The organism is Acidovorax sp. JMULE5 (assembly GCF_013376875.1).
Lineage (GTDB): Bacteria > Pseudomonadota > Gammaproteobacteria > Burkholderiales > Burkholderiaceae_C > Acidovorax > Acidovorax facilis.
The window spans coordinates 4,199,589-4,225,101 of record NZ_CP035951.1 but is presented as its reverse complement, the minus strand read 5'-3'; the positions used below and the strand labels follow the sequence as shown (position 1 = coordinate 4,225,101).

General features: G+C 64.3%; 17 protein-coding genes and 1 pseudogene. 6 read left to right on the top strand and 12 right to left on the bottom strand.

All coding sequences use genetic code 11. The features are described from left to right. Positions 1–15: 15 nt before the first annotated feature. The 6 genes and pseudogenes from narH to EXV95_RS19200 all read right to left on the bottom strand — a co-directional run bounded on the left by narH (position 16) and on the right by EXV95_RS19200 (position 9,855). Positions 16–1,539 carry a nitrate reductase subunit beta gene (gene narH / locus EXV95_RS19225; RefSeq protein ID WP_176888071.1) on the bottom strand — a complete coding sequence of 508 codons (1,524 nt, stop codon included), beginning with the start codon at positions 1,537–1,539 and terminating at the stop codon, positions 16–18. 23 nt (positions 1,540–1,562) lie between these two features. Then, a complete protein-coding gene (locus EXV95_RS19220; RefSeq protein ID WP_176888070.1) occupies positions 1,563–5,366 on the bottom strand; it encodes a nitrate reductase subunit alpha in 3,804 nt (1,267 codons plus the stop codon). A 37-nt stretch (positions 5,367–5,403) separates the two neighbouring features. Beyond that, complete coding sequence (locus EXV95_RS19215; RefSeq protein ID WP_176888069.1) at positions 5,404–6,822, bottom strand: MFS transporter; 1,419 nt, start codon at positions 6,820–6,822, stop codon at positions 5,404–5,406. Positions 6,823–6,846: 24 nt separating this feature from the next. Further along, positions 6,847–8,138, bottom strand: a pseudogene (locus EXV95_RS19210) (nitrate/nitrite transporter). 291 nt (positions 8,139–8,429) lie between these two features. After that, complete coding sequence (locus EXV95_RS19205) at positions 8,430–9,101, bottom strand: IPTL-CTERM sorting domain-containing protein (protein ID WP_176888068.1); 672 nt, start codon at positions 9,099–9,101, stop codon at positions 8,430–8,432. An 88-nt stretch (positions 9,102–9,189) separates the two neighbouring features. Then, a complete protein-coding gene (locus tag EXV95_RS19200; RefSeq protein WP_176888067.1) occupies positions 9,190–9,855 on the bottom strand; it encodes a hypothetical protein in 666 nt (221 codons plus the stop codon). A 294-nt stretch (positions 9,856–10,149) separates the two neighbouring features. On the opposite strand from EXV95_RS19200, the gene EXV95_RS19195 reads away from it, so the two are divergent. Next, positions 10,150–11,253: a helix-turn-helix transcriptional regulator gene (locus EXV95_RS19195; RefSeq protein ID WP_176888066.1), complete on the top strand. Its 1,104-nt coding sequence runs from the start codon at positions 10,150–10,152 to the stop codon at positions 11,251–11,253. 121 nt (positions 11,254–11,374) lie between these two features. Here EXV95_RS19195 and EXV95_RS19190 read toward each other — a convergent pair whose 3' ends face one another. The 4 genes from EXV95_RS19190 to EXV95_RS19175 all read right to left on the bottom strand — a co-directional run bounded on the left by EXV95_RS19190 (position 11,375) and on the right by EXV95_RS19175 (position 15,344). Then, positions 11,375–11,746: a hypothetical protein gene (locus EXV95_RS19190; RefSeq protein WP_218135469.1), complete on the bottom strand. Its 372-nt coding sequence runs from the start codon at positions 11,744–11,746 to the stop codon at positions 11,375–11,377. Between the two features lie 129 nt (positions 11,747–11,875). Further along, positions 11,876–12,289, bottom strand: a complete 414-nt coding sequence (locus tag EXV95_RS19185; RefSeq protein WP_176888065.1) for a globin family protein — start codon at positions 12,287–12,289, stop codon at positions 11,876–11,878. A 302-nt stretch (positions 12,290–12,591) separates the two neighbouring features. Further along, positions 12,592–13,362 (bottom strand): response regulator, encoded by a 771-nt coding sequence (locus EXV95_RS19180; RefSeq protein ID WP_255484802.1) that lies wholly within the window; start codon positions 13,360–13,362, stop codon positions 12,592–12,594. After that, a complete protein-coding gene (locus EXV95_RS19175; protein WP_176888064.1) occupies positions 13,359–15,344 on the bottom strand; it encodes a type IV pili methyl-accepting chemotaxis transducer N-terminal domain-containing protein in 1,986 nt (661 codons plus the stop codon). The genes EXV95_RS19180 and EXV95_RS19175 overlap by 4 nt, the downstream gene beginning before the upstream one ends. 73 nt (positions 15,345–15,417) lie before the next feature. On the opposite strand from EXV95_RS19175, the gene EXV95_RS19170 reads away from it, so the two are divergent. Then, positions 15,418–16,302, top strand: coding sequence for a ChaN family lipoprotein (locus tag EXV95_RS19170; protein WP_176888063.1), 885 nt, complete (start codon positions 15,418–15,420; stop codon positions 16,300–16,302). Position 16,303: 1 nt separating this feature from the next. Here EXV95_RS19170 and EXV95_RS19165 read toward each other — a convergent pair whose 3' ends face one another. Next, positions 16,304–18,616: a bifunctional diguanylate cyclase/phosphodiesterase gene (locus tag EXV95_RS19165; protein ID WP_176888062.1), complete on the bottom strand. Its 2,313-nt coding sequence runs from the start codon at positions 18,614–18,616 to the stop codon at positions 16,304–16,306. Between the two features lie 52 nt (positions 18,617–18,668). Between EXV95_RS19165 and purU the strand changes: the two genes are divergently transcribed. From purU to EXV95_RS19150, 3 genes are all read left to right on the top strand, one after another. Further along, positions 18,669–19,517, top strand: coding sequence for a formyltetrahydrofolate deformylase (purU, locus tag EXV95_RS19160; protein WP_176888061.1), 849 nt, complete (start codon positions 18,669–18,671; stop codon positions 19,515–19,517). Between the two features lie 175 nt (positions 19,518–19,692). Next, positions 19,693–20,598 carry a LysR substrate-binding domain-containing protein gene (locus EXV95_RS19155; protein WP_121507790.1) on the top strand — a complete coding sequence of 302 codons (906 nt, stop codon included), beginning with the start codon at positions 19,693–19,695 and terminating at the stop codon, positions 20,596–20,598. Between the two features lie 268 nt (positions 20,599–20,866). Further along, entirely contained in the window at positions 20,867–22,372 is a 1,506-nt protein-coding gene (locus EXV95_RS19150) for an FAD-linked oxidase C-terminal domain-containing protein (RefSeq protein ID WP_176888060.1), read from the top strand. A gap of 944 nt (positions 22,373–23,316) precedes the next feature. On the opposite strand, the gene EXV95_RS19145 is transcribed toward EXV95_RS19150, so the two are convergent. Then, positions 23,317–24,762 (bottom strand): IS1182 family transposase, encoded by a 1,446-nt coding sequence (locus tag EXV95_RS19145; RefSeq protein WP_176887363.1) that lies wholly within the window; start codon positions 24,760–24,762, stop codon positions 23,317–23,319. Between the two features lie 140 nt (positions 24,763–24,902). On the opposite strand from EXV95_RS19145, the gene EXV95_RS19140 reads away from it, so the two are divergent. Next, the gene (locus tag EXV95_RS19140; protein ID WP_176888059.1) at positions 24,903–25,337 is read left to right on the top strand and encodes a hypothetical protein; all 435 of its coding nucleotides are present in this window, start codon (positions 24,903–24,905) and stop codon (positions 25,335–25,337) included. Positions 25,338–25,513: the final 176 nt, after the last annotated feature.

The following is a 25,513-nucleotide window of genomic DNA, read 5'->3' as shown; positions in this document are numbered from 1 at the left end:
TTCCTTCCGTTGCACTCAAACAGTGGCTTTGATGGGGATCGTGCGGGGCTTTTTGCCGCCGAACATGCTGGTCTCGGTGGCGCCGTCAGAGCAGCCATTGCCAAACGAGAAACCGCAACCACCCCGAATGTCGAAGGCGTTCTCGGCGTACTCGCGATGGGCCGACGGGATGACGAAGCGGTCCTCGTAGTTGGCAATGGCCATCACGTGGTACATCTCCTCGACCTCGGCCATCGACAGGCCCGCCTGCTTGAGCACGGCCAGGTTCTGGCGCTGCTCCACGTGCTTGTCGCGCTGGTAGGTGCGCATGGCCAGCATGCGTTCCAGCGCCCGCACCACAGGGCCGGTGTCGCCAGCGGTGAGCAGGTTGGCGAGGTACTGCACGGGGATGCGCAGCTGCGACACATCGGGGATGTCGCCATTCACACCCACATGGCCCGCGTTGGCAGCGGCCGTGATGGGCGAGAGCGGTGGCACATACCAGACCATGGGCAGCGTGCGGTACTCGGGGTGCAGTGGCAGGGCCACCTTCCATTGCACGGCCATCTTGTAGACGGGGCTGTTGCGCGCGGCGTCCATCCAGCTGTCGGGGATGCCGTCGATGCGCGCCTGGCGGATCACATCGGGGTCATTCGGGTCCAGGAAGATGTCGAGCTGCGCCTGGTACAGGTCGCGGTCGCGCTCCACGCTGGCGGCTTCCTGGATGCGGTCTGCGTCATACAGCAGCACGCCCAGGTACCGGATGCGGCCCACGCAGGTCTCGGAGCACACGGTGGGCTGGCCTGCTTCGATGCGCGGGTAGCAGAAGATGCACTTCTCGGCCTTGCCCGACTGCCAGTTGTAGTAGATCTTCTTGTAGGGGCAGCCGCTGACGCACATGCGCCAGCCACGGCACTTGTCCTGGTCGATCAGCACGATGCCGTCTTCCTCGCGCTTGTAGATCGAGCCCGAGGGGCACGATGCCACGCACGCCGGGTTCAGGCAGTGCTCGCACAGGCGCGGCAGGTACATCATGAAGGTGTTTTCGAACTGGCCGTAGATGTCCTTTTGCACATCGTCGAAGTTCTTGTCCTTACTGCGCTTGCTGAATTCGCCGCCCAGGATTTCTTCCCAGTTCGGGCCCCACTCGATCTTCTCCATGCGCTTGCCAGTGATCAGACTGCGCGGGCGGGCCGTGGGTGCGGCCTTGCTTTCAGGCGCCGACTGCAGGTGATCGTAGTCGAACGTGAAGGGCTCGTAGTAGTCGTCAATCTGCGGCAGGTTGGGGTTGGCGAAGATGCGCATGAGCAGCTTCCACTTGCCGCCCTGGCGGGGGGCGATGGAGCCGTCCGGGTTGCGCACCCAGCCGCCGTTCCACTTGTCCTGGTTTTCCCATTCCTTGGGGTAGCCGATGCCGGGCTTGGTCTCGACGTTGTTGAACCAGGCGTATTCCACGCCGGGGCGACTCGTCCAGACGTTCTTGCAGGTGACGGAACAAGTGTGGCAACCAATGCACTTGTCCAGGTTCAGCACCATGCCGATTTGTGCGCGAATTTTCATCGTGTTTCTCCTTGTCTTCGGCTTCAGGCGTGGGCTGCCGTGCTGGACACGGGCTCGTCGTCGAGCCAGTCCACGCGGTCCATCTTGCGCACCAGCACGAACTCGTCGCGGTTGGTACCAATGGTTCCGTAGTAGTTGAAGCCGTAGCTCAACTGCGCATAGCCGCCAATCATGTGGGTGGGCTTGAGCACAATGCGCGTGACCGAGTTATGGATGCCGCCGCGCGTTCCGGTGATCTCGGAGCCGGGCGTGTTGATGATCTTCTCTTGCGAGTGGTACATCATCACCATGCCGGGGTTCACACGCTGGCTCACCACCGCACGGGCTGCAATCGCGCCGTTAGCGTTGAAGAGTTCGACCCAGTCGTTGTCCACGATGCCAGCGACCTTCGCGTCGTCCTCGCTCAGCCACACCACCGAGCCACCCCGGTTGAGCGTGAGCATCATCAGGTTGTCGCTGTACGTGCTGTGGATGCCCCACTTCTGGTGCGGCGTGATGAAATTCAGCGCGATCTCGCGGTTGCCGTTGGGCTTCTTGCCTTCCACTTCTTCCAGCGTCTTGAGGTGCACGGGTGGGCGGTAGCTCACGAAGCCTTCGCCAAAGTCACGCATCCACGGGTGATCTTGGTAGAACTGCTGGCGGCCCGTGAGGGTGCGCCATGGGATGTACTCGTGCACGTTGGTATAGCCCGCGTTGTAGCTGACCTTTTCGCTTTCCAGGCCCGACCAGGTGGGCGAGCTGATGATCTTGCGCGGCTGCGCCTGGATGTCGCGGAAGCGGATCTTCTCGTCCTCGCGGTGCAGCGCCAGGTGCACGTGGTCGCGGCCCGTCTGCTTGCCCAGGGCTTCCCAGGCCTTGCAGGCCACATGGCCGTTGGTTTCGGGCGCCAGCATCATCACCACTTCGGTGGCGTCAATGTCGGTCACGATGCGGGGCATGCCCTGCGTCACACCCTCTTCCTTCACACGGCCGTTCAGGTCGCCCAGTTGGCCGACTTCAGTTTGCGTGTTCCAGCCAATGCCCTTGCCGCCGTTGCCTGCCTTGTCCATCAAGGGGCCCAGGGCGGTGAAGCGCTTGTAGAGGTTGGGGTAGTCGCGCTCGACCACGGTGACCTGCGGCGCCGTCTTGCCGGGGATGAGTTCGCACTCGCCCCGCTTCCAGTCACGCACGCCGTAGGGCTGGGCCATTTCGCCTGCCGTGTCGTGCATGATGGGTGTAAGCACCACGTCCTTTTCCACACCCAGATGGCCCACGCTGACCTCGCTCACGGCCTTGGCGAAACCCTTGTAGATCTCCCAGTCGCTCTTGGCCTGCCAGGCAGGGTCCACTGCGGTGGACAGCGGGTGGATGAAGGGGTGCATGTCGCTGGTGTTGAGGTCGTTCTTCTCATACCAGGTGGCCGTGGGCAGCACGATGTCGGAGTACAGGCAGGTCGTGCTCATGCGGAAGTCGAGCGTGACCAGCAGGTCCAGCTTGCCTTCGGGTGCGTTGGTGTGCCACTGCACTTCCTCGGGCTTGGCTTCGTCTTTGCCCAGGTCCTTGCCCTGCACGCCGTGGGTAGTGCCCAGCAGGTGCTTGAGGAAGTATTCATGCCCCTTGCCCGACGAGCCCAGGATGTTGGAGCGCCACACGAACATGTTGCGCGGCCAGTTGGACGGATGGTCCGGGTCCTCGCAGCTCATCGTGAGCGTGCCGTCCTTCAGAGACTTGACGACGTAATCCTTCGCGTCCATTCCCGCTGCAGCGGCATCCTTGGCCACCTGCATGGGGTTGGTCTTGAGCTGGGGCGCTGATGGCAGCCAGCCCATGCGCTCGGCGCGCACGTTGTAGTCAATCTGCGCGCCGTGGTAGGCCTTCTTGTCAGCCAGGGGCGAGAGGATTTCCTCCATGCCCAGCTTCTCGTAGCGCCACTGGTCGGTGTGGGCGTAGAAGAAACTCGTGCTGTTCATCTGGCGCGGTGGGCGGATCCAGTCCAGCGCAAAGGCCAGCGCCGTCCAGCCCGTCTGTGGGCGCAGCTTTTCCTGGCCCACATAATGCGCCCAGCCGCCACCGCTTTGGCCAATACAGCCGCACAACATCAGCATGTTGATGATGCCCCGGTAGTTCATGTCACTGTGGTACCAGTGGTTCATGGCCGCGCCGATGATCACCATGGACTTGCCCTGGGTCTTGTGCGCGTTGTCGGCAAACTGGCGCGCCACGGTGATGATCTGCTCGCGCGGCACGCCGGTGATGGCCTCTTGCCAGGCGGGGGTGTAGGGGCGGTCGGCGTCGTAACCACCACCAGGCTCTTCGCCCGGTAGGCCTCGGTCAATGCCGTAGTTGCCCGCCAACAAGTCGAACACGGTGGCCACCATCACGCAGCCCTGGGCTTCGTGCCCGGCCAACTCCAGGTGGGACACCGGCACGCGGCGCACCATCACGTCGCCACCTTGTTCGTTGGCCGTGAAGTTGGGCGTTGCCACGCCGCCAAAGTACGGGAAGGCGACATCGGCAATGTCGTGGGCCTGCTCGCCATCTTCGATCACCGACAGCTTGAGCTTGACGGTGTTGCCGGTGCGCGCTTCCTTGTTCTCCAGGTTCCACAGGCCCTGGTCGGGGCGGCCGTCCGCCCCCCATCGAAATCCGATGGAGCCATTGGGCAGCGTGACCTGGCCCAGTTCGTCGTAGCCCACGGTCTTCCAGTCGGGGTTGTTGGACTGGTCAAGCTGGCCCGGGAAGTCGCTGGCGCGCACATAGCGGTCTGGCACCATCACGGTGCGGCCATCTGGCAGCGTTTTTTCCTTGAGCACCACCAAGAGCGGCAGGTCGGTGTATCGGCGTGCGTAGTCATCAAAGTACGCCGAGCGGCCCTTGCCACCGTCCTTGAAGTAGAACTCGTTGAGGATCACATGGCCCATGGCCATGGCCACGGCGGCATCAGTGCCCTGCTTGGGATGCATCCACAAATCGCCCAGCTTGGCGACTTCGGAGTAGTCGGGCGTGATGGACACCACCTTGGTGCCCTTGTAGCGCACCTCAGTCAGGAAGTGCGCATCCGGCGTGCGCGTCTGGGGCACATTGGAGCCCCAGGCAATGATGTACGAGCTGTTGTACCAGTCGGCCGACTCGGGCACGTCGGTCTGCTCACCCCACACTTGCGGGCTGCTGGGGGGCAGGTCGCAATACCAATCGTAGAAGCTCATGCACACGCCGCCGATGAGGCTCAGGTAGCGCGAACCCGCAGCGTACGAAATCATCGACATCGCCGGGATGGGCGAGAAGCCGATGATGCGGTCCGGGCCGTGCTTCTTGATGGTGTACACGTTGGCCGCAGCGATCATCTGGTTGACTTCTTCCCAGGTGCTGCGCACAAAGCCGCCCAGGCCCCGCTGCTTTTGCCATTCGCGCTTGGAGGCATCGTTCTCGACGATGCTGGCCCAGGCGTCCACCGGGCTCTTGGCCAGGGCGATGGCGGCGCGCCAGTGCTTGAGCAGGCGGCCACGCACCATGGGGTACTTCACGCGGTTGGCACTGTACAGGTACCAGCTGTAGCTGGCGCCGCGTGCGCAGCCACGGGGTTCGTGGTTGGGGAGGTCGGGCCGGGTGCGGGGGTAGTCGGTCTGCTGGGTTTCCCAGGTCACGATGCCGCCCTTGACGTAGATCTTCCACGAACAGGAGCCCGTGCAGTTCACGCCGTGGGTGCTGCGCACGATCTTGTCGTGCGCCCAGCGGTCGCGGTAGGCGTCTTCCCAGGTGCGGTCTTCACCGTTGGTTTCGCCATGGCCTTGGGCAAAGGTCTCGCGGGGCTGCGAGAAGTACGAAAGGCGATCGAGGAAATGGCTCATCGAAGGGCTCCTTTTCTGATTTCTGTTCTGGGGTTGACTAGCAAGGCATCTCGGCGTGCTTGCGTGCGTAGCTCCACCAGGTGATCACGATGCAAACGAGATAGAAGGCGAAGAACGTCCACAGCGCGGCGTGGGGGCTGCCGGTCAGCGCGATGGAGCTGCCATAGCTCTTGGGGATAAAGAACCCGCCGTAGGCGGCCATGGCGGCGGTGAAGCCCAGCGTGGCCGCGCCCAGGGTGTTGCCCTCCTTGTTGGCGCTGGCCACAGCGGCGGCGTTGTGCTTGTCCACGCCGCGCATGGCTTCGGTCAGGAAGATCACGGGGATCATGCGGAAGGTGGAGCCGTTGCCGATGCCGGTGGTGAGGAACAGCACCAGGAAGCACACGAAGAAACCTGCAAACTGGCCTTCGTTGCCGCCAGGGCCACCGGAGGGCAGGAAGAACGTCACACCCATCACAGCCACGGCCATGACGATGAAATTCCACAGCGTGACGCGCGCACCACCGAGCTTGTCGGCCAGCCAGCCACCAAAGGGGCGGATCACAGCGCCCACCAGCGGGCCCAGCCAGGCGTAGGCCAGCGGGTTGATGCCAGGGAACTGACTCTTGATGAGCAGCGGAAAGCCCGCTGCATAGCCGATGAACGAGCCGAAGGTGCCGAGGTACAACACGCACATCAGCCAGTTGTGCTTGCGCTTGAAGATGGCGGCCTGCGCGGCAAAGGAGGCCTTGGCATCGGCAATGTCGTTCATGCCGAACCAGGCGGCCAGCGCCGTCAGCGCAATCCATGGCACCCAGATGAAGGCCGCGTTCTGCGTCCACACCTGCACGGTTTGGCCGTTTTTGACGATGGTCTGGCCTTCGCCACCAAAGATGCCGAAGATGCCGGCCGTCACGACCAGAGGGCTCAGAAACTGCACCACCGACACCCCCAGGTTGCCCAGACCCGCGTTCACACCCAGGGCCGATCCCTTGCGCTCCTTCGGAAAGAAGAAGCTGATGTTGGCCATGCTGGAGCTGAAGTTGCCGCCGCCCAGGCCGCACAGCAGCGCCAGGATGAGCATGGTGGGATAGGTCGTGGTGTTGTCCTGCACCGCAAAGCCGATGCCAATCGCAGGGATCAGCAAGCTGGCAGTGGAGATCGCCGTCCAGCGGCGTCCACCCACCAGCGGCACCATGAACGAATAGAAGATGCGCAGCGTGGCGCCGCTGAGCGCGGGCGCTGCGGCCAGCCAGAACAGCTGGTTGGTCGAATACTTGAAGCCCAGGCCCGGCAGGCTCACGGCAACCACGCTCCAGACCTGCCAGATGGCAAAGGCCAGGAACAGCGCGGGCACCGAGATCCACAGGTTGAGCTTGGCGATGGCTTCGCCTTCGCGCTCCCAGAACGATTTATCCTCAGGAGCCCAGAGGGTGAGCAGACGCCCCTGGCGCCTACTGGCGGGTGTGGCAGACATGGTGTTTCCTTGGAAAGTGAAAGTTCAGCGGCCAGCCGCAGCAGCCGGTGCTGCCTGCGTGGCCATCAGATCGGTGCGGCGCACTTCGGTGAAGTACATCCAGATGAGCGAGACCCACACCACGCCATACATCAGCATGAAAGCGCTGGAGCGGATGCCGGTGAGGTCCATCAGCGCGCCGAACAGGATGGGCAGGATGAAGCCGCCCATGCCACCGGCCAGGCCCACGATGCCGCTGATGGCACCGATGTTCTGGGGGTAGTCGTCGCTGATGTACTTGAAGACACTGGCCTTGCCAAAGGCCCAGGCAATGCCCAGCAGAAACATGAGGCCCGTGAACAGGTACACATTCAGGCCGATGTGAAAGGTCTTGGGACCATTGACGGTGACGATGGTGAAGTCGGTCTGCGGATAACTCAGCAAAAACAGGCAGATCCAGCTCACCCACATCACCCACCAGGTCACGCTGTGCGCGCCGTACTTGTCAGACAGCATGCCGCCGATGGCGCGCAGCACCCCCCGGGCAGCGAGAAGCAGGCCGCCAGCAGCGCCGCCACGCGAATGTCGAGGCCAAACTCGCCCACGTAGTACTGCACCATCCACAGCGACAGCGCCACATAGCCGCCAAACACAATGCTGTAGTACTGGCAGTACTTGAGGACCTTGGGGTCCTTCAGCGCCTTGAGCTGGTCGGTGAACTTGACGTTGCTGGGCACCAGGTGGGCCGGGTCGCTGTAGCTGAACAACCAGAACAGCACCAGGGTGCCCAGCATGATGGCCGCATACACCTGCGGCACCATGGTCCACCCAAAGGCCACCAGCAGCACCGGGGCGACGAACTTGTTCACCGCCGCACCCGAGTTGCCCGCGCCATACACACCCATGGCCGTGCCCTGGCGGTGCTTGGGGAACCAGCGCGCCACATAGGGCGTGCCCACCGAGAACGAGCCCCCCGCCAAGCCCACAAACAGGCCGATGGTGAGGAAGTGCCAGTATTCCGTGGCGTAGCCCATCATCCAGATGGCGGGCACGGTGGTGGCCATCACGGCGGCCATCACGATGCGACCACCGAACTTGTCAGTCCAGATGCCCAACGGTACCCGCACCAGCGAGCCCGTGAGCACAGGCATGGACATGAGCAGCCCGAACTGTGTGGAGTTCAGGTTGAGCATCTTCTTGATAGGGATGCCGATGACGCCAAACATCATCCACACCATGAAACAGACCGTGAAGGCGAAGGTGCTGACGATCAGCACCGACCAAGCCTGGCGGGTGCGCTGTGGGCTGTCGCCCGGAGGCAAGGGGGTATGTGCCATTGCGCGGTTCCTCTCTTTTTGCATGAGAGGAATGGTCGCGTTTGTAGCGGCCTTTGCACATCCTTCGCTCGACCAGCACGGGGTGCGGCAGAAGGACTAGTGCGCGGCTTGGGGCCATCGTTCGAAAGAACTATGCCACCCGGGCAGACCCTGCAGCCCCGGGATGGCGCTGGGATGCCCACCCCATCTGACCAAGCTGCGCTTGCCCGCCATGGAGCGGCCCCAGGGCCGACGATCCGTAGGAAATCTGAGAAAGGCGCTGACTCCGCCCAGCGCCTAATAACGTTGCACTCACATGCGGCGGCGGCCCATCGTCATCCAGCCCACGCTGATCATCAACAAGGCCAACAGCAGCAGACCCCATTCGCCCAGAGTGGGAACTGCGTTGGTGGCCACGGGCGGAAGGCCGGTGACGGTCCAGGAGCCGACAGTAGAACTCGCATCTGTCCAACTGGAAAACACCCCTCCCGCATTGGAGGTGCCACATGAGTCGCCCTGTGGATTCACCTGAATATTGCCGCACACCGCGTTATGCTGGCCGCTTTCAGTCACCAAAACTTGGTCAAGATGATCTCCGATCACGTGCGGAGCGGGCGTTTGCCAGCGCACCAAGTGCACGGAGAAATCAAGCACCCCTCCTGTGGTTGTAGCCGACACGCTCACAAGCGTCACCTGGGGGTCACCACTGGAATAAGTGGTCAATCCGTCGGAAAAGGAATACGAGGTGAGTTGCGCCGTGATGTCCTGACTGTTGAGGTTGGAGGGCAAAGGGGCGGCCGTAGTGAAAGAGCCCGTCTGCGCCATTGCGGTTGTATAGGCACCGCAATTGCCCGTGCCCGGCGGGCAAGACGTGAAATTGTGCAGATCTGGAGGGCTATAGGCTGGTCCGGTATAGGTGTAAGTGGCAGCCCAGGCGTCCGCCTGCAGAAGGGCCGCAGCCAGGAATACAAGATATTTTTTCATGGTGATTTGTCGCCCAATGCGCAAAGTGGAAGGGTTGAGGGGCGGATCAAAAACTTGCCTTCAGCGTTTATCCGCAAAGCGAAAATAGCTATCTTTTTAGGAGCAATCTCTGCCGGCCACGCAAGGCCAGACCCAGCAGGCCGACGGCTGTCAGCACCAGGGCAAACGGGTTGTCCACGGGTACGGACTGCGCCCCACCCGGCCCCACCACGGGGACGTCGCTCGTCCAGCCACCGCTGCCATGGGCAAAGCCGTGGCTGGTGGCGCCGTCGTCAGCGTAGCTATGGCAGATGTCGGGGCTGGTCAGTGAAACGCAGGGGCGGTTGAAGTAGCTGGCAAAGTTGACCGACATGTAGCTCAATCGGTCGCCCACGCCATGGCTGCCGGTTTGCCACCACAGAAAAACCATGTCGTTATCAACAATCTCGCCTGCTGCATTGGTAGAAACACGGGCTTTGGCCAAACGAGTGTTGAGGCCGTTCATGCTGTAGCTGGTCACGCCATCGTTGAAGTCATACCAGGTGATGAGGGGTGCAATGTCGAGACTGACCTGGTTGGCGGGCAGCGGCTGGTTGGTGGTGAAGTGGCCCGTTTGCCGCATGACCGTGCTGAAGTTGACGCAGTTGCCGGAGGCGCAGGGTGCTGTGTAGTCCAGCAGGCTGACATAGGTGGGGCCGGTGAAGGTGTAGGTGGCAGCCCAGGCACCAGCATGGGCAAAGGTGGTCAGAGCCAGCAGGGCGAGGTGTCTTTTCATTGGAAGGTTCAACTGAATGGGCAAAGCGCTTGGGGTTGAAGGTTTGAGGCAAAAACCACTGGGCACGGGACTTGATTCCCCCCATACCTGGACCTTCCGATGCGCTATCTATTCAAGAGCAAGAGCGGTTAACTGGCTGCCATCAGCGAAGGGGTGATCGGGCTTCAACGAAGTCTATGGGGCCACTCTGCGCGGCGCCCCACCCACAGGGGTTGGGTGGCAACACAATCGTTGTGCTACGTTCGGACGTACGCAGCGCTTTGAAGCGTTGCTGCAAAAATCTCAGCCAATCCCATGCCCCTCACCCGCGTTCAGCAGCGGGCCATTGAGCACTTGCAGCAGATGGCTTGCATTGATTTCAATGGCCCTCAACTCATTGAGCCCGTTTTGCATGAGTTGCACCATCTCATCGGTTTTGAGTCGGGTGCATATTTCTACCCAGACGGCCATGGAGGGCTGGACGCATATCTGGAGCCATCCATCGGAAGTGCGACCATCCACACATACTTCGAACCGGAAGTGATGGCCAGTGAGCGCAAGGTGATGCGCCGCAGCGGCCACCAGTTTGCCGATGCGGTGCGCCTCGACCATGGTGTGCAGGTGCTGGAGCAGCTCCTGGCTGTGCCCATCAGCGAGTTGGTGCGCAGCGATTTCTACAACTTGACGCTACTACCCGCCGAGGTTTTCGATTGCCTGAGTCTTGTGCTACGCACGCCACAAGGCGTGGGACTGGGCACACTCAAGCTGTACCGCAGCGCAAAATCTCTGCGTTTTGGGGCTCAAGACGTAACCATGTTGGGGCGGCTGGAGCCCTGGTTGGCCCGCATTTTCCAGCCCGGTGAGGTGGATACACAGGACAGCGTTGCGCATGACAGCGCCATGCTAGTGGCCACGCCGCAGGGCCGACTGTTGTGGACATCGCCCCTGGCCAACCAATTGATGGCGCTGGCCTTTGGGCCACGGTGGCACCGCCGTTCGGAATTGCCGCCCCGTCTACAAATGCTGCTGCATCAGCTTCAACACGCAAGCCACCTTGGCAGCTGGACGGGCGCTGCACCTGCGTTGCCCCAGCTGGACCTGCACAACGCCAGCGGCTGGTTCAGCCTGCGCGCCACGCAGATGGCCGCCGCAGCGGGCGAAGGCCAGGCGGTGGGCATTCAGATCACCCACCGGGTGCCGCGCGTGGCGCACCTGCTGCCCGCGTTACGCGCGCTGGGCCTGCCGCAGCGCCAGCACGAGCTGGCCTACTGGCTGGCGCGGGGCTTGCCCGAAGCACAGATTGCCGAACGCATGGGGATCAGTGCCAACACCGCCACCTACCACCGCCGCCAGATTTACACGCGGCTGGGGGTGCAAACCCGGCTGGAGCTGCAAGCCCGTCTGCTGGCGCCCCGTTGAGGAGTCTCCGGTGGGGCTGGGATAAAAACCTTTTCAAAAGGGGCTTCATGAAGAAGCACCCGGGCTTCGCTCCCTTCGGCTTTTCAGGCCGACAAGGACAGGTCCAGCCAGGCAAGCGCCACTACGGCAACGGCACAACCCGCACCGCTGGTGTGTAGGGCTCCACGCGCAGGCTGTCGTGCGCCAGCACGCTGATCTTGGCCCGGGGGGCCATTTCCAGTGCGCCGTCGGCTGCCTTGCGTGTGGCGTATTGCCAGAAGGTAAGCGCGCCTTTGGCGGCCAGAGCCTGGCCAATGGCGGCGGCTTCGGGGCGCGGGGCACCGGCCTCGTCCGGCGGCACGGCAACGATGACATCATCTTTGACCGTAACGATCTTGAACAGCAGCGGCTTGGTGGTGTCGGCCATGGCAGCGACAGAGGCGAAGACGGTAGCAAGGGAGACTGCTGCCAGGGTTGCGGCTGCGCCGACGCGGCGCAAGGAGGTGGTTTTCATGCGTTGTTGCTCCTGTATCGATTGGGCCAGCGCCCCGGCGCCGGGTGCTGGCGAGGGCATCATGCCCCGGGGCGTGCAACCAGACAAGGATCTGTCACCCGGGCAAGCAAACCGCCCGCCGCTGCAACGCTACGCCCCTGCGGCCCCCGCCCGCATGGTGGTGCCCATGTGGGCATACAAGGCGCCCCATGCCTCGCGCGTGGCGGGGTTGAAGGCGCCGCCAAGTGCTTCGGCCAGTGTGTCGAGCAGCGCCGCACCCACCGTGTCGTAGTGCGCGGCCTCTACGCCATAGCCCGCGTGCCGTTTGCCAAGTGCGCGCAGTGCGGCGTCCAGCTGCTCGGGTTGGCCGAGCATGCGCACGGCGCTGCCGATCATGTCCAGCAGCTTGCGCGCCTGTTCGTTCATGTCGGACGAGGCGAACAGCCCGCTGATAGCGGGGTCGCGCGTGAACAGCTTGGCGTAGAACAGCGCACCCGCCTTCGCGGCGACAGGAGCAACCTGCGCAAAGCTCTGGCGAACCAGATGGATTTGTTCGGGGGACATCAAAGGCTTCCTCAGCAATGCGGCCGTTGGCCAGTGGCAGGTAGAACACTGGAAAGAAGTCTATGAAGTTCCCCCGCGCTGCGCCCCACCCCCAGGGGTTGCATGACGACAGGCCCTATGCGCTATGGGCGACGCGCTATGTGCGATTGGCGATGTAGCGGGCGTGACGGCTTCATGCGCCGGGCCTCGCGCAGGGCGCGCTCGTGCAGGTGCACCGGCTCGCGCGCAGGGTGGTCAGCGACAAATCCCTGGCCGACCACGGCGGTTGCACTGCCGCGCTACTCCTAGTGTGGTGTTGCACGCTAGCGCTGGCGGTCCGATGCGTAGACAGCCGCCTGAACGCGCGAACTCAGGCCCAGCTTGCGCAGGATGTGCTGCACATGGATCTTGACCGTGGTCTCGGCGATGTCGAGTGTGCGCGCGATTTCCTTGTTGCTGGCACCGCGCGCGATCTCGCGCAGCACGTCTTCCTCACGCGGGGACAGGGGCGCGGCGCCGTTGTTGGCAGCCTCGGGCGGCTGCGTGGACGCACCCGCCCCGGCAGGCCCGGCTGGGGCGATGAGCGCAGCTGCTTCGGCCACCCCTTGCGACTGGAACGCGGCCACCAGTTTTCCCATGAGTTCGGGGCTCACCACGGGCTCGCCCCGGGCCGCGCGGCGGATGGCCTGGGCCAGCAGATCGCCGTCGATGGTCTTGAGCAGGTAACCCTGCGCGCCGTTGCGCAGCGCGGCGGCCAGGTCCTGCCCGTCTTCGCTGACGGTTAGCATGAGCACGCGCGAGGCGGGCGAGACTTCGCGCAGGCCCCGGATGGCGTCCACGCCCATCACGCCGGGCAGGTGGTTGTCCAGCAGGATCACCTGGGGCAACAGCTGCGGAGCCAGGCGCAGGGCCTCGGCGGCATCGCCCGCCTCGCCCACCACCAGCAGGCCCGCGTCCTGCCCCAACAGTGCAATCAGCCCCCGGCGGAAGAGCGTGTGGTCGTCCACCACCAGCAGCGTCACAGGCGGCTCTGCGGGGGGTTGGTGGCCCGCACCGGCGGGGGGGGCCAAGGGGATGGCGGTGGTAGGGGTCATGCGGTGGTGGCCACCCGGCCTGCGGCCACGGCGGGTGTGAGTTCTTCGCCAGACGCCGCGCCTTGGGGCGCTATGGCCGCTGCGGACGGAGGTGCAGGCTGGGGGGGCATGGTGGCGGCAGCAGTCACCGTGGGCAGCTCGATGCACACGCGCGTGCCCTGGCCCGGGGTGGATTCAACCTGCAGCACGGCACCCACGCGGTGGGCGCGCTCGCGCATGATGCCCAGGCCCACATGCAGCGAATCGGGCGGCACGGTGGCCACGTCGAAGCCCTTGCCGTTGTCCTGCACCTCAAAGCGCCAGCGCGGATGCCGGTGCACGAGCAGGTCCACCCGCGTGGCGCCCGAATGCTTGCGCACGTTTGACAGCGCTTCCTGCACCATGTGCAGCACCTGGATCTGCAAATCGGGCGCCAGCGGCAGGCCATGGCCCACCATGCCCAGCGTGGTGGCCATGCCGGTCTGGTGCTCGAACTTGGACAGCGTGGCGCGCAAGGCAGACTCGATGTCCTCGTCGCTGGTGCGGGTGCGAAAGTGCACGAGCAACTCGCGCACGTCGGAATAACACTCGCGCACGCCCACGTCCAGCTCGCTGATGCTGCGGTCGCGCTTGGCCTCGTCACCACGGTTCACGGCGTCGCGCAGCAGCTGCGTCTGGATCTTGAGGAAGGCCAGCGACTGGGCGATGGAGTCGTGCAGCTCGCGCGCCAGCATGCTGCGCTCTTCGGCCACGGCGGCTTCGCGCTCCAGTGCGGTGGCGCGCAGGCCTTCCATGGCGCTGGCCAGGTGGCGCGTCATGGCTTCGAGCAGGTCGCGCAGTTCATCGGTCAGCTCAATGGGCGAGCGGAAGAACAAGTCCACCTCACCCAGCAAGCGCTGCTGCATCTGCACCGGGATGGTCACCATGGTTTCAAAACCCGCCTCGCGGCAATGTGGCAAGGCGACGGTGGTTGATGGCGTGATGGGGATCACCCGCGTGCGCGCCTGGGCCTGCGGCTGCCCGCACAGGCAACTGCCGGTGTGCAGGCAGTGCTCGCCCTCGGCCATGGTGCGGGGCAGGCCGTCACCCGCCAGCAGCACATACCGCTCGTTGGCCTCGTTGGACCAGCGCACGGCCGCCGCATCGGCCCCGGCCACGCGTCGGATCTGCTGCACAAAGCCCTGGGCCAGCAGCTCCAGGCTGCTTGCGGTGGAAGCCAGCGCGCTCACCTCATACAACGCGGCGAGCCGCTGGTTCTGCACGGCGATGCTGGCGGTTTTCTCCACCACCTTGTGTTCCAGGTCGTCGTGCGATGCCTGCAATGCGTGCGCCATGAGGTTGAAGCCCGCCGACAGCTGGCCGAATTCGTCATCCGTATCCACCGGCAGGCGGGTGCCGAGCTCGCCCTGGCGCAGACGGGCCTGGGCCTGCTGCAGGCGCGCCACGGGGTTGATGACCAGCAGATAGCTTGCGGCCATGAAGGTCACGGCGGCAACAATGGCCAGCGCCATCATGAACAGCTGGAACAGGTGCAGCGCCGCCGTCCAGCCCGCAATCTGGATCTCGATGGCATCCACAAAACCATCGACCTGCTGCACAAACGCATCGGCTTGCGCCAAGGTCTGCGCGCGATCGGGGGGCAACGTGGTCACCCAGCCGCTGCGCGCCTGGGCCCACTGGGTGCGTATGGCCTCGAAGCGCGAGCGGGTCTCGTCGCTCCAGGGCACAAACAGCGGGCGTGAGGGGTCGCCCGTGCGCAGCAGGTCCAGGCTGGCATCGAACAGGCGGGCACGCTCTTGCACCGCCTCGGCGGGCTCGGTCTGCAGCACCAGCACCATGCGCAGCATGTTCATGCGCAGGCGGCCGGCCTCGTTGACAGCGGCGGCGCCGCCTTCGAGCTTCCAGGTCACCCACAGCGTGAGGCTGATGGAGGCCAGCGCCACCAGCAAAAAACCCGCGCCCATGGCCAGGAGCTTGGTGGACAGGGTGGGCTTGGTGCGCATGCAGGGCAGTGTAGGCACCGAGCTTGCGCCGACTCTTGACCTGGGTCAAGTCTCACCCGCGTAGCATGGCGCCATGCAACGACCACCCGACACCCACCTCTGTGCCCGCCTGCTGCTGGCCGGAGCCCTGATAGCCACGGGAGCACTGGCAGGCTGTGCCAGCACGGGCACCACGCCCCCCAGCACCCCACTCGCCGCGTGGCCCGACCGCCTGCAGGCCCTGCTCCCCACCGATGTGCTGTTGCTCGGCGAACAGCACGATGCGCCCGACCACCAGCGCCTGCAGCGCGAGACCGTGTTGTGGCTGGCCGCAAAAGGCCAGTTGGCGGCCGTGGTGATGGAGATGGCCGAGAGCGGCCACAGCACCCAGGCCCTGCCGCGTGACGCCACCGACGCCCAGGCCCAGGCCGCCCTGCAATGGAACGACGCCGCCTGGCCGTGGAAAGCCTATGGCCCCGTGGTGATGGCCGCCGTGGCCGCTGGCGTGCCGGTGCTGGGTGGCAACCTGCCGCGCGCCCAGATGCGCGCCGCAATGAGCGAGGCCCGCTGGGACCAGCACCTGCCCGCCCCCGCACTGGCACAGCAGTACCAGGCGCTGCGCGACGGCCACTGCGGCCTGCTGCCGGAATCGCAAATTGCCCCTATGGCCCGCATCCAGATCGCCCGCGACGCGAGCATGGCGCGCACCGCCCAGCAGGCCCTGCGCCCCGGGCAGACGGTGCTGCTGGTGGCCGGGAGCGGCCATGTGCTGCGCAGCCTGGGAGTGCCCACCCACTGGCCAGCCAATTTGGTGTCAAAAGTGGCCCTGGCGCAATCTGGGCAAGCGCAAGAAGCTATCAAAAATGGAGCAAACAAACCAGGCGACGCGGACGCGGTGATTGAAACCCCTGCCCTGCCACCCCGCGATGCCTGTGCAGAACTGCGCGAGAAGTGGCGCCCGGCGCGCCCAGCACCTTGACCTACGGTGCAGCAGTCATGGGCTGTGCCCGCAGCAGCGCCGCGAAGTCATCGGCGGGCACGGGTCGGCTGCACAGGTAGCCCTGGTACGCATCACAGCCCCGCTCGCGCAGAAAGGCCAGCTGGCCGTCGGTCTCCACCCCTTCGGCCAGCACCGACAACCCCATGCTGTGCCCCATGGCGATGATGGCGGCGCTGATGGCCATGTCGTCCTCACTTTGCGGAATGTCGCGGATGAAACCCTGGTCGATCTTGAGCACGTCAATGGGAAAGCGCTTGAGCTGCGCGAGCGACGAATACCCTGTGCCAAAGTCATCCACCGCAATGCGCAGGCCCAGCGCGCGCAGGCGCATCAGCACCTGGCGGGCCTCTTCGGTGCGCTCGGCCAGGGCGGTTTCGGTGATCTCCAGCTCCAGCAGCGCAGGCGGAAAGCCCGAATCGGCCAGCGCGCTCGATGCGCAACCGGTCAGGTCCGTCAGGTGGAACTGGCGCGGTGACACGTTCACGGCGAGCGTGAGGTCGGGCAAGCCCGCCAGGCGCCACTGCTGGCCCTGGCGGCAAACCTCGCGCAGCACCCATTCGCCCAGCGGGCCGATGACGCCCGATGTTTCGGCCACGGGGATAAAGCGCGCGGGCGAGATCAGGCCCTCCGCCGGGTCGTTCCAGCGCACCAGCGCCTCGGCGCCCTGGATGCGGCCGGTGGCAATGTCCACCTGCGGCTGGTAGTACATCTGCAGGTGGCCCTGCGCCAGCGCCAGGCGTAGGCGCGACTCCAGCGCCAGCCGCTCGCGCGCGGCCTGGGTCATGGCCTCGTGGAAGAAACACCACGCGCCCCGGCCCCGCGCCTTGGCGCCGTACACCGCCGCGTGGGCGCCCTGCAGCAGCAGCTCGGTGGTGTTCGCATGCTCGGGGAACATGCAGATGCCCACGCTCACCCCCGCCACCAGTTCAAAGCCATCGGGCGAACGCCAGGGCTCGGCCACGGCGGTGATCAGGTGCCGCGCCACGGCAGCGGCGCCGTCGGCATGGCGCAGGTGGCGTGCCACCACGGCCAGCTCGTCGCCCGCCAGCCGCCCCATCACGTCGCCCGGCCGCAGGGCCGACTGCACCTGCCGTGCGATGTGCTTGAGCACCTCATCACCCGTGGCATGGCCGTAGCTGTCATTCACGTCCTTGAAACGGTCGAGGTTGAGCAGCAACACAGCAATGTGCTCGCCACTGGCTCGCGCCTCCAACACGGCCTGCTCCAGCTGGTGGCCGAACCACGCGCGGTTGGAAAGCCCCGTGAGCGCATCGTTGTGCGCCAGGAACTCCAGCCGCTGCTGCTGCACCTTTTCTTCAGAAATGTCGGTGAACATGCACACGTAGTGCGTGATCTGACCCGCAGGGTCGCGCACGGCCGACAGGGACATGTGCTCTGGAAACACCTCGCCGTTCTTGCGGCGGTTCCAGATCTCGCCCTGCCAGTGGCCCGTCTGGCGCAATGTGCCCCACATGGCCTCGTAAAACGCCTTGTCATGCCGCCCCGACTTGAAGACGCGCGGCGTCTGGCCCAGCAGTTCCTCCTCGGTATAGCCCAGCAGGCGGGTGACGGCGGCGTTGGCCGACAGGATGCGGCTTTGCGCATCGGTCACCACCACGCCCTCCATGGTGTTGTCCACCACCGTGGCGGCCAGCCGCTGGCGGGCCTCGCTGTTCTTGAGTGCGGCGCGGGCGGCCTTGATCTCGTCCAGGTCCTGCAGAACGCAGACCATATGGGCGGGCTCGGCATCCGCCTCGGGGACCAGCGCTACCGTGCACAGCACGGCCACCTTGCGCCCATCGCCCGGACGAAGGCATTCGTGTTCACCCACATAGTGGTCGATCTCGCCCGCCAGCAGGCGCGACAACTGGGCAGCCACCCGGTCACGGTCGGGCGCCATCAGCACATCGCGAACATTCAGGCTGCAGACCCGCTCCAGCGGCGCGCCGAGCAGATCACACAGGCGGGTGTTGGCCCACAGGAACCGCCCGTCTGGCGCCGCGCGCGCGATACCTGCCGGCACGTGGCGCACGATCTGCGACAGCTCCCTGGCCATGGCCAGGCGCACCTTTTCGGCGTGGCGCATGCTGCGCAGCAGGCACCAGGCCAGCCCACTGGTCAGCAGCACGTAGCCCCAGCCCTTCCAGGTCTGAAAGCGCGTGAGCAGCACCGGGTCGCTCACCCACCGGGCCAGCAGCGCGTCGCCCACGAACACCCAGGCCACCCCCAGCACCAGGTACAGCAGCATTCCCCGCCAGGGGACAATACGCGACGCATCGCCCGGATTGGTCATTGATTTCCCTGTTCGACAAGCGCTCAGGCCATGCTGCGACAATCGCACCGCTATGACCAACGCCTACATCCTTACCCTGTCCTGCCCCGACCGCCTGGGGCTGGTGCATGCCGTTTCGGGCTTTTTGCTGGAGCACAGCGGCAACATCGAAGAAGCCGCGCAGTACAACGACCACGCCACCGGCCTGTTCTTCATGCGCGTTCAGTTTGCCTGCGACCTGCACGATCACGCAACGCTCAAGGCCCGCCTGGCCACGTTTGCAGAACCCTACAACATGCATTGGCGCCTGCACGCAACAGCTGCGCCCATGAAAACCGTGCTCATGGTCAGCAAGGAGGGCCACTGCCTCAACGACCTGCTGTTCCGCTGGAAGAGTGGCCTGCTGCCCATCGACATCCGCGCCATCATCAGCAACCACCGCGACTTCTACCAGCTGGCGGCCAGCTACAACGTGCCGTTCCACCATATCCCGCTGACGGGCAGCACCAAAGCCCAGGCCGAAGCCAAACAGCTTGAGATTATCGAGGGCGAAGGTGCCGAGTTGGTGGTACTGGCGCGTTACATGCAGATACTTTCTCTTGACCTATGTCAAAAGCTGGCCGGACGGGCGATCAACATCCACCACAGCTTCCTGCCCAGCTTCAAGGGCGCCAAGCCCTATTACCAGGCGCATGACCGGGGCGTGAAGCTGATTGGCGCCACGGCCCACTATGTGACGGCCGACCTGGACGAAGGCCCGATCATCGAGCAGGACGTGGCCCGCGCCGACCATACCGACACGGTCGAAGACCTCACGGCCCGGGGCCGCGACACCGAAAGCCAGGTGCTGGCCCGCGCCGTGAAGTGGCACAGCGAGCACCGCGTGCTGCTCAACGGCCACAAGACCGTCGTCTTCCGCTAGAGATATGGAACACCCCCCTGAGGCGCTTCGCGCCTTCCCCCCGCTCTCGCATCGCTGCGCGCTGCGGGCAGGGGAACGCCGCCAGTGCGGCGGGGCGGCCCTTGCACGGCGGCCCTGGCTTGGGTCACGCCAGTTTCATGCGCCGCAGACAGTTCGCAGTTCAGCGGGGTGCTGAGTGGCCACAGCATTACCTTCTTCCTTCCTCAGCAGCGCAGCCCGGCGCATCCCGCCCATCCAGTGCCTGCTGACGTTTGAGGCTCTGGCCCGCCTGCGCAGCGTGACGCAGACGGCTGACGAGCTGTGCGTCACGCCCAGCGCAGTGAGCCACCGGGTCAAGCAGCTGGAGCAGATCCTGGGCGTGCGGCTGTTTGGCCGGGCCGACTTTTCGCTGACCACCGAGGGCAGCGCCTACCTGGCCCATGTGCGCGAGGGGCTGGGCGCGCTGCAGCGCTTTCCGGGCCAGGCGGCCGCGCCCGGGCGGCGGCGGCTCAAGCTGGCAGTCACGCCCACGTTTGCGCGCACCATCCTCATCCCCCGCCTGCGCCAGTTCACCGAGGCCTACCCCGAGATCGACCTGGCGCTGCAGGTCTCCATCCCGCTGCTGGACGTGGTGGCCGAAGACGCCGACCTGATGGTGCGCTTCGGCCCCGGCCACTATGCCGATGTGGAGCACGTAGAACTGGCCCGCGACGTGGTCACGCCCCTGGCCTCGCCCGCGTTCGTGCGCGAACACGGCCCCTTTGACCGCCCCGAAGACCTGGAGGGCGTACCCCTGCTGCGCAGCCCGCTGGAGCCCTGGCGCACCTGGTTTGCTGCCACGGGTCTCGACTGGGCCGAGCCCAGCGAGGGCTCGCAGTTCAACGACATCGGCCTGATGTGCGACGGCGCCGCTGCCGGTATGGGCGTGGCGCTGGTGCGCCTGAAGCTGGGCGCACCGTGGCTGGAGAACGGCACGCTGGTGCGCCTGTTTGACACCGACACTGCCAGCCCCCACGCCCACTACCTGTGCTGGCGCACCGGCACCATGGACCGGTGGGAATGCGCGGCGTTTGCCGAGTGGCTGCGCAAAACCATGGCGTAGTAGAGGCATTTCCCTGAGTCGCCTTTGGCGCCTTCCCCCTTCTCTCGGCTGCGCCGGAAGGGGGACGCCGCCCTCGCTGCGGGGCGGCCCTTGCTCGGCAGCGCTCGCCTGAGCCGCGCCCTCCTCCACCAAGTTCAGGCAAAAATCAGCCCCAGCGCTTGTCCATCAATCGCTAAAAGCTATCAATTTGTGAGCATTTCGGTGTTTTTCACAAACACCTGCAGAAAACCTCACACCCCGCCCGTCCCCATCCCCTACAGTGGCGGCCATGATCACCGCCACTTCTTCCGCCCCGCTCCCGACACCCGCCGAACGCGCCGCGCGCCAGGCCGAGGTTGTCCAGGCCCTGGGCCGCGTGCTGCCCGCCCACGCACTGCTCTGGCACAGCGAAGACACCACCCCCTACGAATGCGACGGCCTCACCGCCTACCGCCAGCGCCCGCTGGTGGTGTGCCTGCCCGAAACGTATGACGAGGTACAGGCCGTGCTGCAGGTGTGCCACCGTCTGCAGGTGCCGGTGGTGGCGCGCGGTGCGGGCACGGGCCTGTCGGGTGGCGCCATGCCGCACGCCCTGGGCGTGACGATGTCGCTGGCCAAGTTCAACCGCATCCTCGACATCAACCCCGAAAGCCGCACGGCCGTGGTGCAGTGTGGCGTGCGCAACCTGGCGATCAGCGAAGCCGCCGCGCCCTACGGCCTGTACTACGCGCCCGACCCCAGCAGCCAGATCGCCTGCACCATCGGCGGCAACGTGGCCGAGAACTCCGGCGGCGTGCACTGCCTGAAATACGGCCTGACGGTGCACAACGTGCTCAAGGTGAAGGGCTTCACGGTGGAAGGCGAGCCCGTCGAATTCGGCAGCGAGGCACTTGACGCCCCCGGCTACGACCTGCTGGCCGCCGTGATCGGCAGCGAAGGCATGCTGGCCGTGACCACCGAAGTGACGGTCAAGCTCATCCCCAAGCCCCAGCTGGCGCGCTGCATCATGGCCAGCTTTGACGACGTGCGCAAAGCGGGCGACGCCGTAGCCGCCGTCATCGCCGCCGGCATCATCCCCGCCGGCCTGGAGATGATGGACAAGCCCATGACCGCCGCCGTCGAAGACTTTGTGCACGCGGGCTACGACCTGACTGCGGAAGCCATCCTGCTGTGCGAGAGCGACGGCACACCCGAAGAGGTAGAGGAAGAAATTGGCCGCATGAGCGACGTGCTGCGCGCTGCAGGCGCCACCGCCATTTCGGTCAGCAACGACGAAGCCGAGCGCCTGCGCTTCTGGAGCGGTCGAAAGAACGCCTTCCCCGCCAGCGGCCGCATCAGCCCCGACTACATGTGCATGGACTCGACCATCCCGCGCAAGCGCCTGGCCGACATCCTGCTGGCCATCCAGGAGATGGAAAAGAAATACCAGCTGCGCTGCGCCAACGTGTTCCACGCGGGCGACGGCAACCTGCATCCGCTGATCCTGTTCGACGCGAACGACGCCGACCAGCTGCACCGCTGCGAGCTTTTTGGCGCGGAGATTCTGGAAACCAGCGTGGCCATGGGCGGCACGGTGACGGGCGAGCATGGCGTGGGCGTGGAAAAGCTCAACAGCATGTGCGTGCAGTTCTCTGCGGCGGAGAACGCGCAGATGTTCGGGCTCAAGCATGCGTTTGACCCGGCGGGGTTGTTGAACCCGGGGAAGGTGATTCCGACGCTTAACCGGTGTGCGGAGTACGGGAAGATGTTGGTGCGCGGGGGGCAGATCAAGCATCCGGAGTTGCCGAGGTTTTGAACGGTGGCAGCACTTTCAAATTGAGTGCGCAGCCCCGTACTCCCTTGACTAGAAATTGCAAACTGCCACAGTTTCATCGCCTGACCCTGACCAACGGTGATTTCGCTCGCACCAGATCTTTTTTGGTAGAAGCTACAGTATTTAGCGCTCTGCCAGCCGCTCCTGTTATGTGCGCTGGACGGCTTCACCCTCCAAACTGAAAGCCGCCTAGAAAATGCCAATTCACGCGCGCAGCCAAGTTTCGTACCTTCTGCTGTACATGCTCATTGGCGCTCTAGTTTTGGAAGCCTTGCGCGCCATCGCATTTGGAGAGTTGACCAAATCTGTGCTGGTTACTGCTTCAATATTGACCTTGGTGACTCTTGTAAGTTGGTGGATCAAAGCGGTACAAAGTCGCCGTTGGATTGAGATTGATCCACAAACTAGGCAAGTGACTATCCATGCCGTCTCCGCGTTCTTTTCGCCCATCCAAAATCACTACCCTCTAAATCAGTTCAGTGCGCTCCTACACGACGATAGGGCGTTTCCCAAAGAACCACGTCGAACTTGTCACGAAGAGTGGGGGCGAAGCTTTGATCGTGGCGGTCTTTTTTCCGGGCATCAAGGCCCCGTCGTTTTGGTCCGTGCCAACAGAAGTTGAGAGCGCAAAGGCGATGCACCTCAGGAGGGAGATTTCCAGTCGGTGCGGGCTTATCGATGGAGGCTTCTTGGGTTCAAAGATGGTCGGAGCACTTCTGGAAACCTGACAAAGGTACGCCGAAGGAGTGGAGGGCTGCTCGTGGCCGAGGCTGTGTGGAAACGCTCAACGAGTATGTGTGCCAGTCCCGTCACGCGTCACTGAGCCGCATTTTCCAGCAGCTCTGTTGAGTAGTCGTTTTGGAGCACCTTGGGCCTTGCGACGCATTTCTGAGGCCTTTCTCGGCCTGTAAAAGCCAACAAAGGCTTTACGCCTTCACCATCCGCATCGCCAGCATCATCTGCGCGATACCCATCACGCTCATCACCCGCTTGAGGTTGTAGGCCAGCACATGCAGGCTCATCTCGGTGCCCACGTGCTTGAGGGTCTTCATCAAGAAGTGAATTGAGCCCATCCAGTGCTTGAGTGTCCCGAAGACATGCTCCACGGTGGACCTGCGCAACGTCATGGCCTCGGGGTTACCGTCTAGCCGTTGCTGAACGCGCGCCAGAACATCTTCGTGCTCCCATCGGCGAATGCGCCGGTTGCTACTGGTCGTGCACTTGGATTTGAGCGGACACTTTGGGCAGGCACTAGACCAATAGACGCTCAGATTCAGACCCTTCTCGAGCGTTTTGAAGCGATGGATCGCACGCTCGCCTGCAGGGCACTGGTACTCGTCATCCTTAGCGATGTAGATGAAGTCGGCCTTGTCGAAGCGCCCTTCAGCCTTTGCGTTTGACGTCATCGGTTTGGGCACGAAGGTCGTGATGCCAGAGTCTTCGCAGGCCTTGAGTTGCGGGCCGCTGAAGTAGCCTCGGTCGGCGAAGGCTTGCAAGCCCTGGCTCCCCATAGCCTGGTCTGCGGCACAGGCCATGTTGTGCAACTGCGCACGGTCATTGCCAACGTTCGTCACCTCGTGCACGACGACCAAGTGGTGCTTGGCATCGACAGCGGTCTGCACGTTGTAGCCCACCAGGCCCGATCCCTTGGCCTGGGTTGCCATCGAACGTGCATCGGGATCCGTGAGGGAGATCTGGCCATCGGGCAGGCTCTTCAATTGCTCCTTGAGACCGTCGAGTTGCCGCATCTGCTCACGCAGCTTTTTTAGCTTCTCCTGCAGTCGTTCTGTCTTGGCTTCGACCTCTGCCGGCTGCGTGCGGTCAGCGGTCTCCAGCGCGTCCAGGTAACGCTGGATACTCTGCTCGATCTGCTGCTGGCGGGCCTCGATCTTGCCGGCGGTGAAGTTGCGGTCACGGCTGTTGACGGCCTTGAACTTGCTGCCGTCGATGGCCACGATGGCCTGCGAGAAGAGGTTCAACTGTCGGCACATGGCGATGAAGCGCTTGCAGACGTTGCGGATGCCAGCGCCGTTGCTTCGACGGAAGTCCGCAATGGTCTTGAAGTCCGGCGCAAGGCGCCCGGTCAGCCACATCAGCTCGACATTGCGCTGGGCTTCACGCTCCAGCCTGCGGCTCGATTGGATGCGGTTGAGGTACCCGTAGATGTAGAGCTTGAGCAGGACAGCGGGGTGGTACGAAGGCCGGCCAGTGACTGCCGGATTGATCCCATCGAAACCAAGTGCCCGAAGATCCAGTTCTTCGACAAACACATCCACAACACGCACCGGGTTGTCCTCTGCGATGTAGTCGTCCAAGCACTCCGGCAGCATAGTGACCTGTTGTCGGTCTTCGCCTTCGATGAATCGCTTCATGGGGGCACCTCGCTTGAATCGGGTGCTGCTATTTTAGTTTTGGACCGCAATCGTGGGTGGAGTTTTCACGCAGCCTCGGCCGATAGCGGCCAGCAAAACCTCCGACAATCCTCAACCTTATCCCTCGCCTGTAAGACCCCATGCCTAGCGACTCGCCCTCAACCCTACTCCAATCCGGCAACGCCCTCGTCGCCCAAGCGCAGTCCGTGGCCACGCAAGACTTTGCCGCAGCGCGGGCGCTGTGGCGGCAGGCGGGGGTGTTGTTTCAACGGGCGCATAACGCCGACCCCACGCAACACGCAGCAGCCTTTCGACTGGGACAGGCGTGGGTGGCCGAGGCCCATGCACTGCAGAAGGAAGGATCAGAGGATGCGACCGCCATGTGGCGCCAAGCAGCGCTGCAGTGCGAAGTCGCTTTTGCGCTCGACCCGCACCATGCGGTGACGGCCATGCACATCGCCAGTTGCTATGCCTGGGCGCAAGACGCGGACGCCAAGCAGGCCTGGGCGCAGATTGCGCAGCATCTGCAGGAAGAACACGCGGCCAACATGGCGACGGATGAGGCTGCACGCTAGCCGACGCAGCGTTGGCGCGGCCGAGCAACGCGATGGCCCGTGTGGCTGTTCGGCTGTTGGATGTTCGGCTCCCACCCCTGCTGGCTGCGCCTGCGGCGGGGCGGTTGTGGGGTGAGCATGGGCGTCGAAGCGCGCATGCCTCGTGAACTGACTCGCCGTGGTTGTCCGAGCGGCGC

Coding starts and splice junctions, on each gene's coding strand:
- EXV95_RS19220 (WP_176888070.1), bottom strand. CDS start 5,366: ATGAGCCATTTCCTCGATCGCCTTTCGTACTTCTCGCAGCCCCGCGAG.
- EXV95_RS19140 (WP_176888059.1), top strand. CDS start 24,903: ATGCCTAGCGACTCGCCCTCAACCCTACTCCAATCCGGCAACGCCCTC.
- narH (WP_176888071.1), bottom strand. CDS start 1,539: ATGAAAATTCGCGCACAAATCGGCATGGTGCTGAACCTGGACAAGTGC.
- EXV95_RS19185 (WP_176888065.1), bottom strand. CDS start 12,289: ATGTCCCCCGAACAAATCCATCTGGTTCGCCAGAGCTTTGCGCAGGTT.
- EXV95_RS19175 (WP_176888064.1), bottom strand. CDS start 15,344: ATGCGCACCAAGCCCACCCTGTCCACCAAGCTCCTGGCCATGGGCGCG.
- EXV95_RS19165 (WP_176888062.1), bottom strand. CDS start 18,616: ATGACCAATCCGGGCGATGCGTCGCGTATTGTCCCCTGGCGGGGAATG.
- purU (WP_176888061.1), top strand. CDS start 18,669: ATGACCAACGCCTACATCCTTACCCTGTCCTGCCCCGACCGCCTGGGG.
- EXV95_RS19190 (WP_218135469.1), bottom strand. CDS start 11,746: ATGAAAACCACCTCCTTGCGCCGCGTCGGCGCAGCCGCAACCCTGGCA.
- EXV95_RS19205 (WP_176888068.1), bottom strand. CDS start 9,101: ATGAAAAAATATCTTGTATTCCTGGCTGCGGCCCTTCTGCAGGCGGAC.
- EXV95_RS19150 (WP_176888060.1), top strand. CDS start 20,867: ATGATCACCGCCACTTCTTCCGCCCCGCTCCCGACACCCGCCGAACGC.
- EXV95_RS19195 (WP_176888066.1), top strand. CDS start 10,150: ATGCCCCTCACCCGCGTTCAGCAGCGGGCCATTGAGCACTTGCAGCAG.
- EXV95_RS19215 (WP_176888069.1), bottom strand. CDS start 6,822: ATGTCTGCCACACCCGCCAGTAGGCGCCAGGGGCGTCTGCTCACCCTC.
- EXV95_RS19145 (WP_176887363.1), bottom strand. CDS start 24,762: ATGAAGCGATTCATCGAAGGCGAAGACCGACAACAGGTCACTATGCTG.
- EXV95_RS19180 (WP_255484802.1), bottom strand. CDS start 13,362: ATGACCCCTACCACCGCCATCCCCTTGGCCCCCCCCGCCGGTGCGGGC.
- EXV95_RS19200 (WP_176888067.1), bottom strand. CDS start 9,855: ATGAAAAGACACCTCGCCCTGCTGGCTCTGACCACCTTTGCCCATGCT.
- EXV95_RS19170 (WP_176888063.1), top strand. CDS start 15,418: ATGCAACGACCACCCGACACCCACCTCTGTGCCCGCCTGCTGCTGGCC.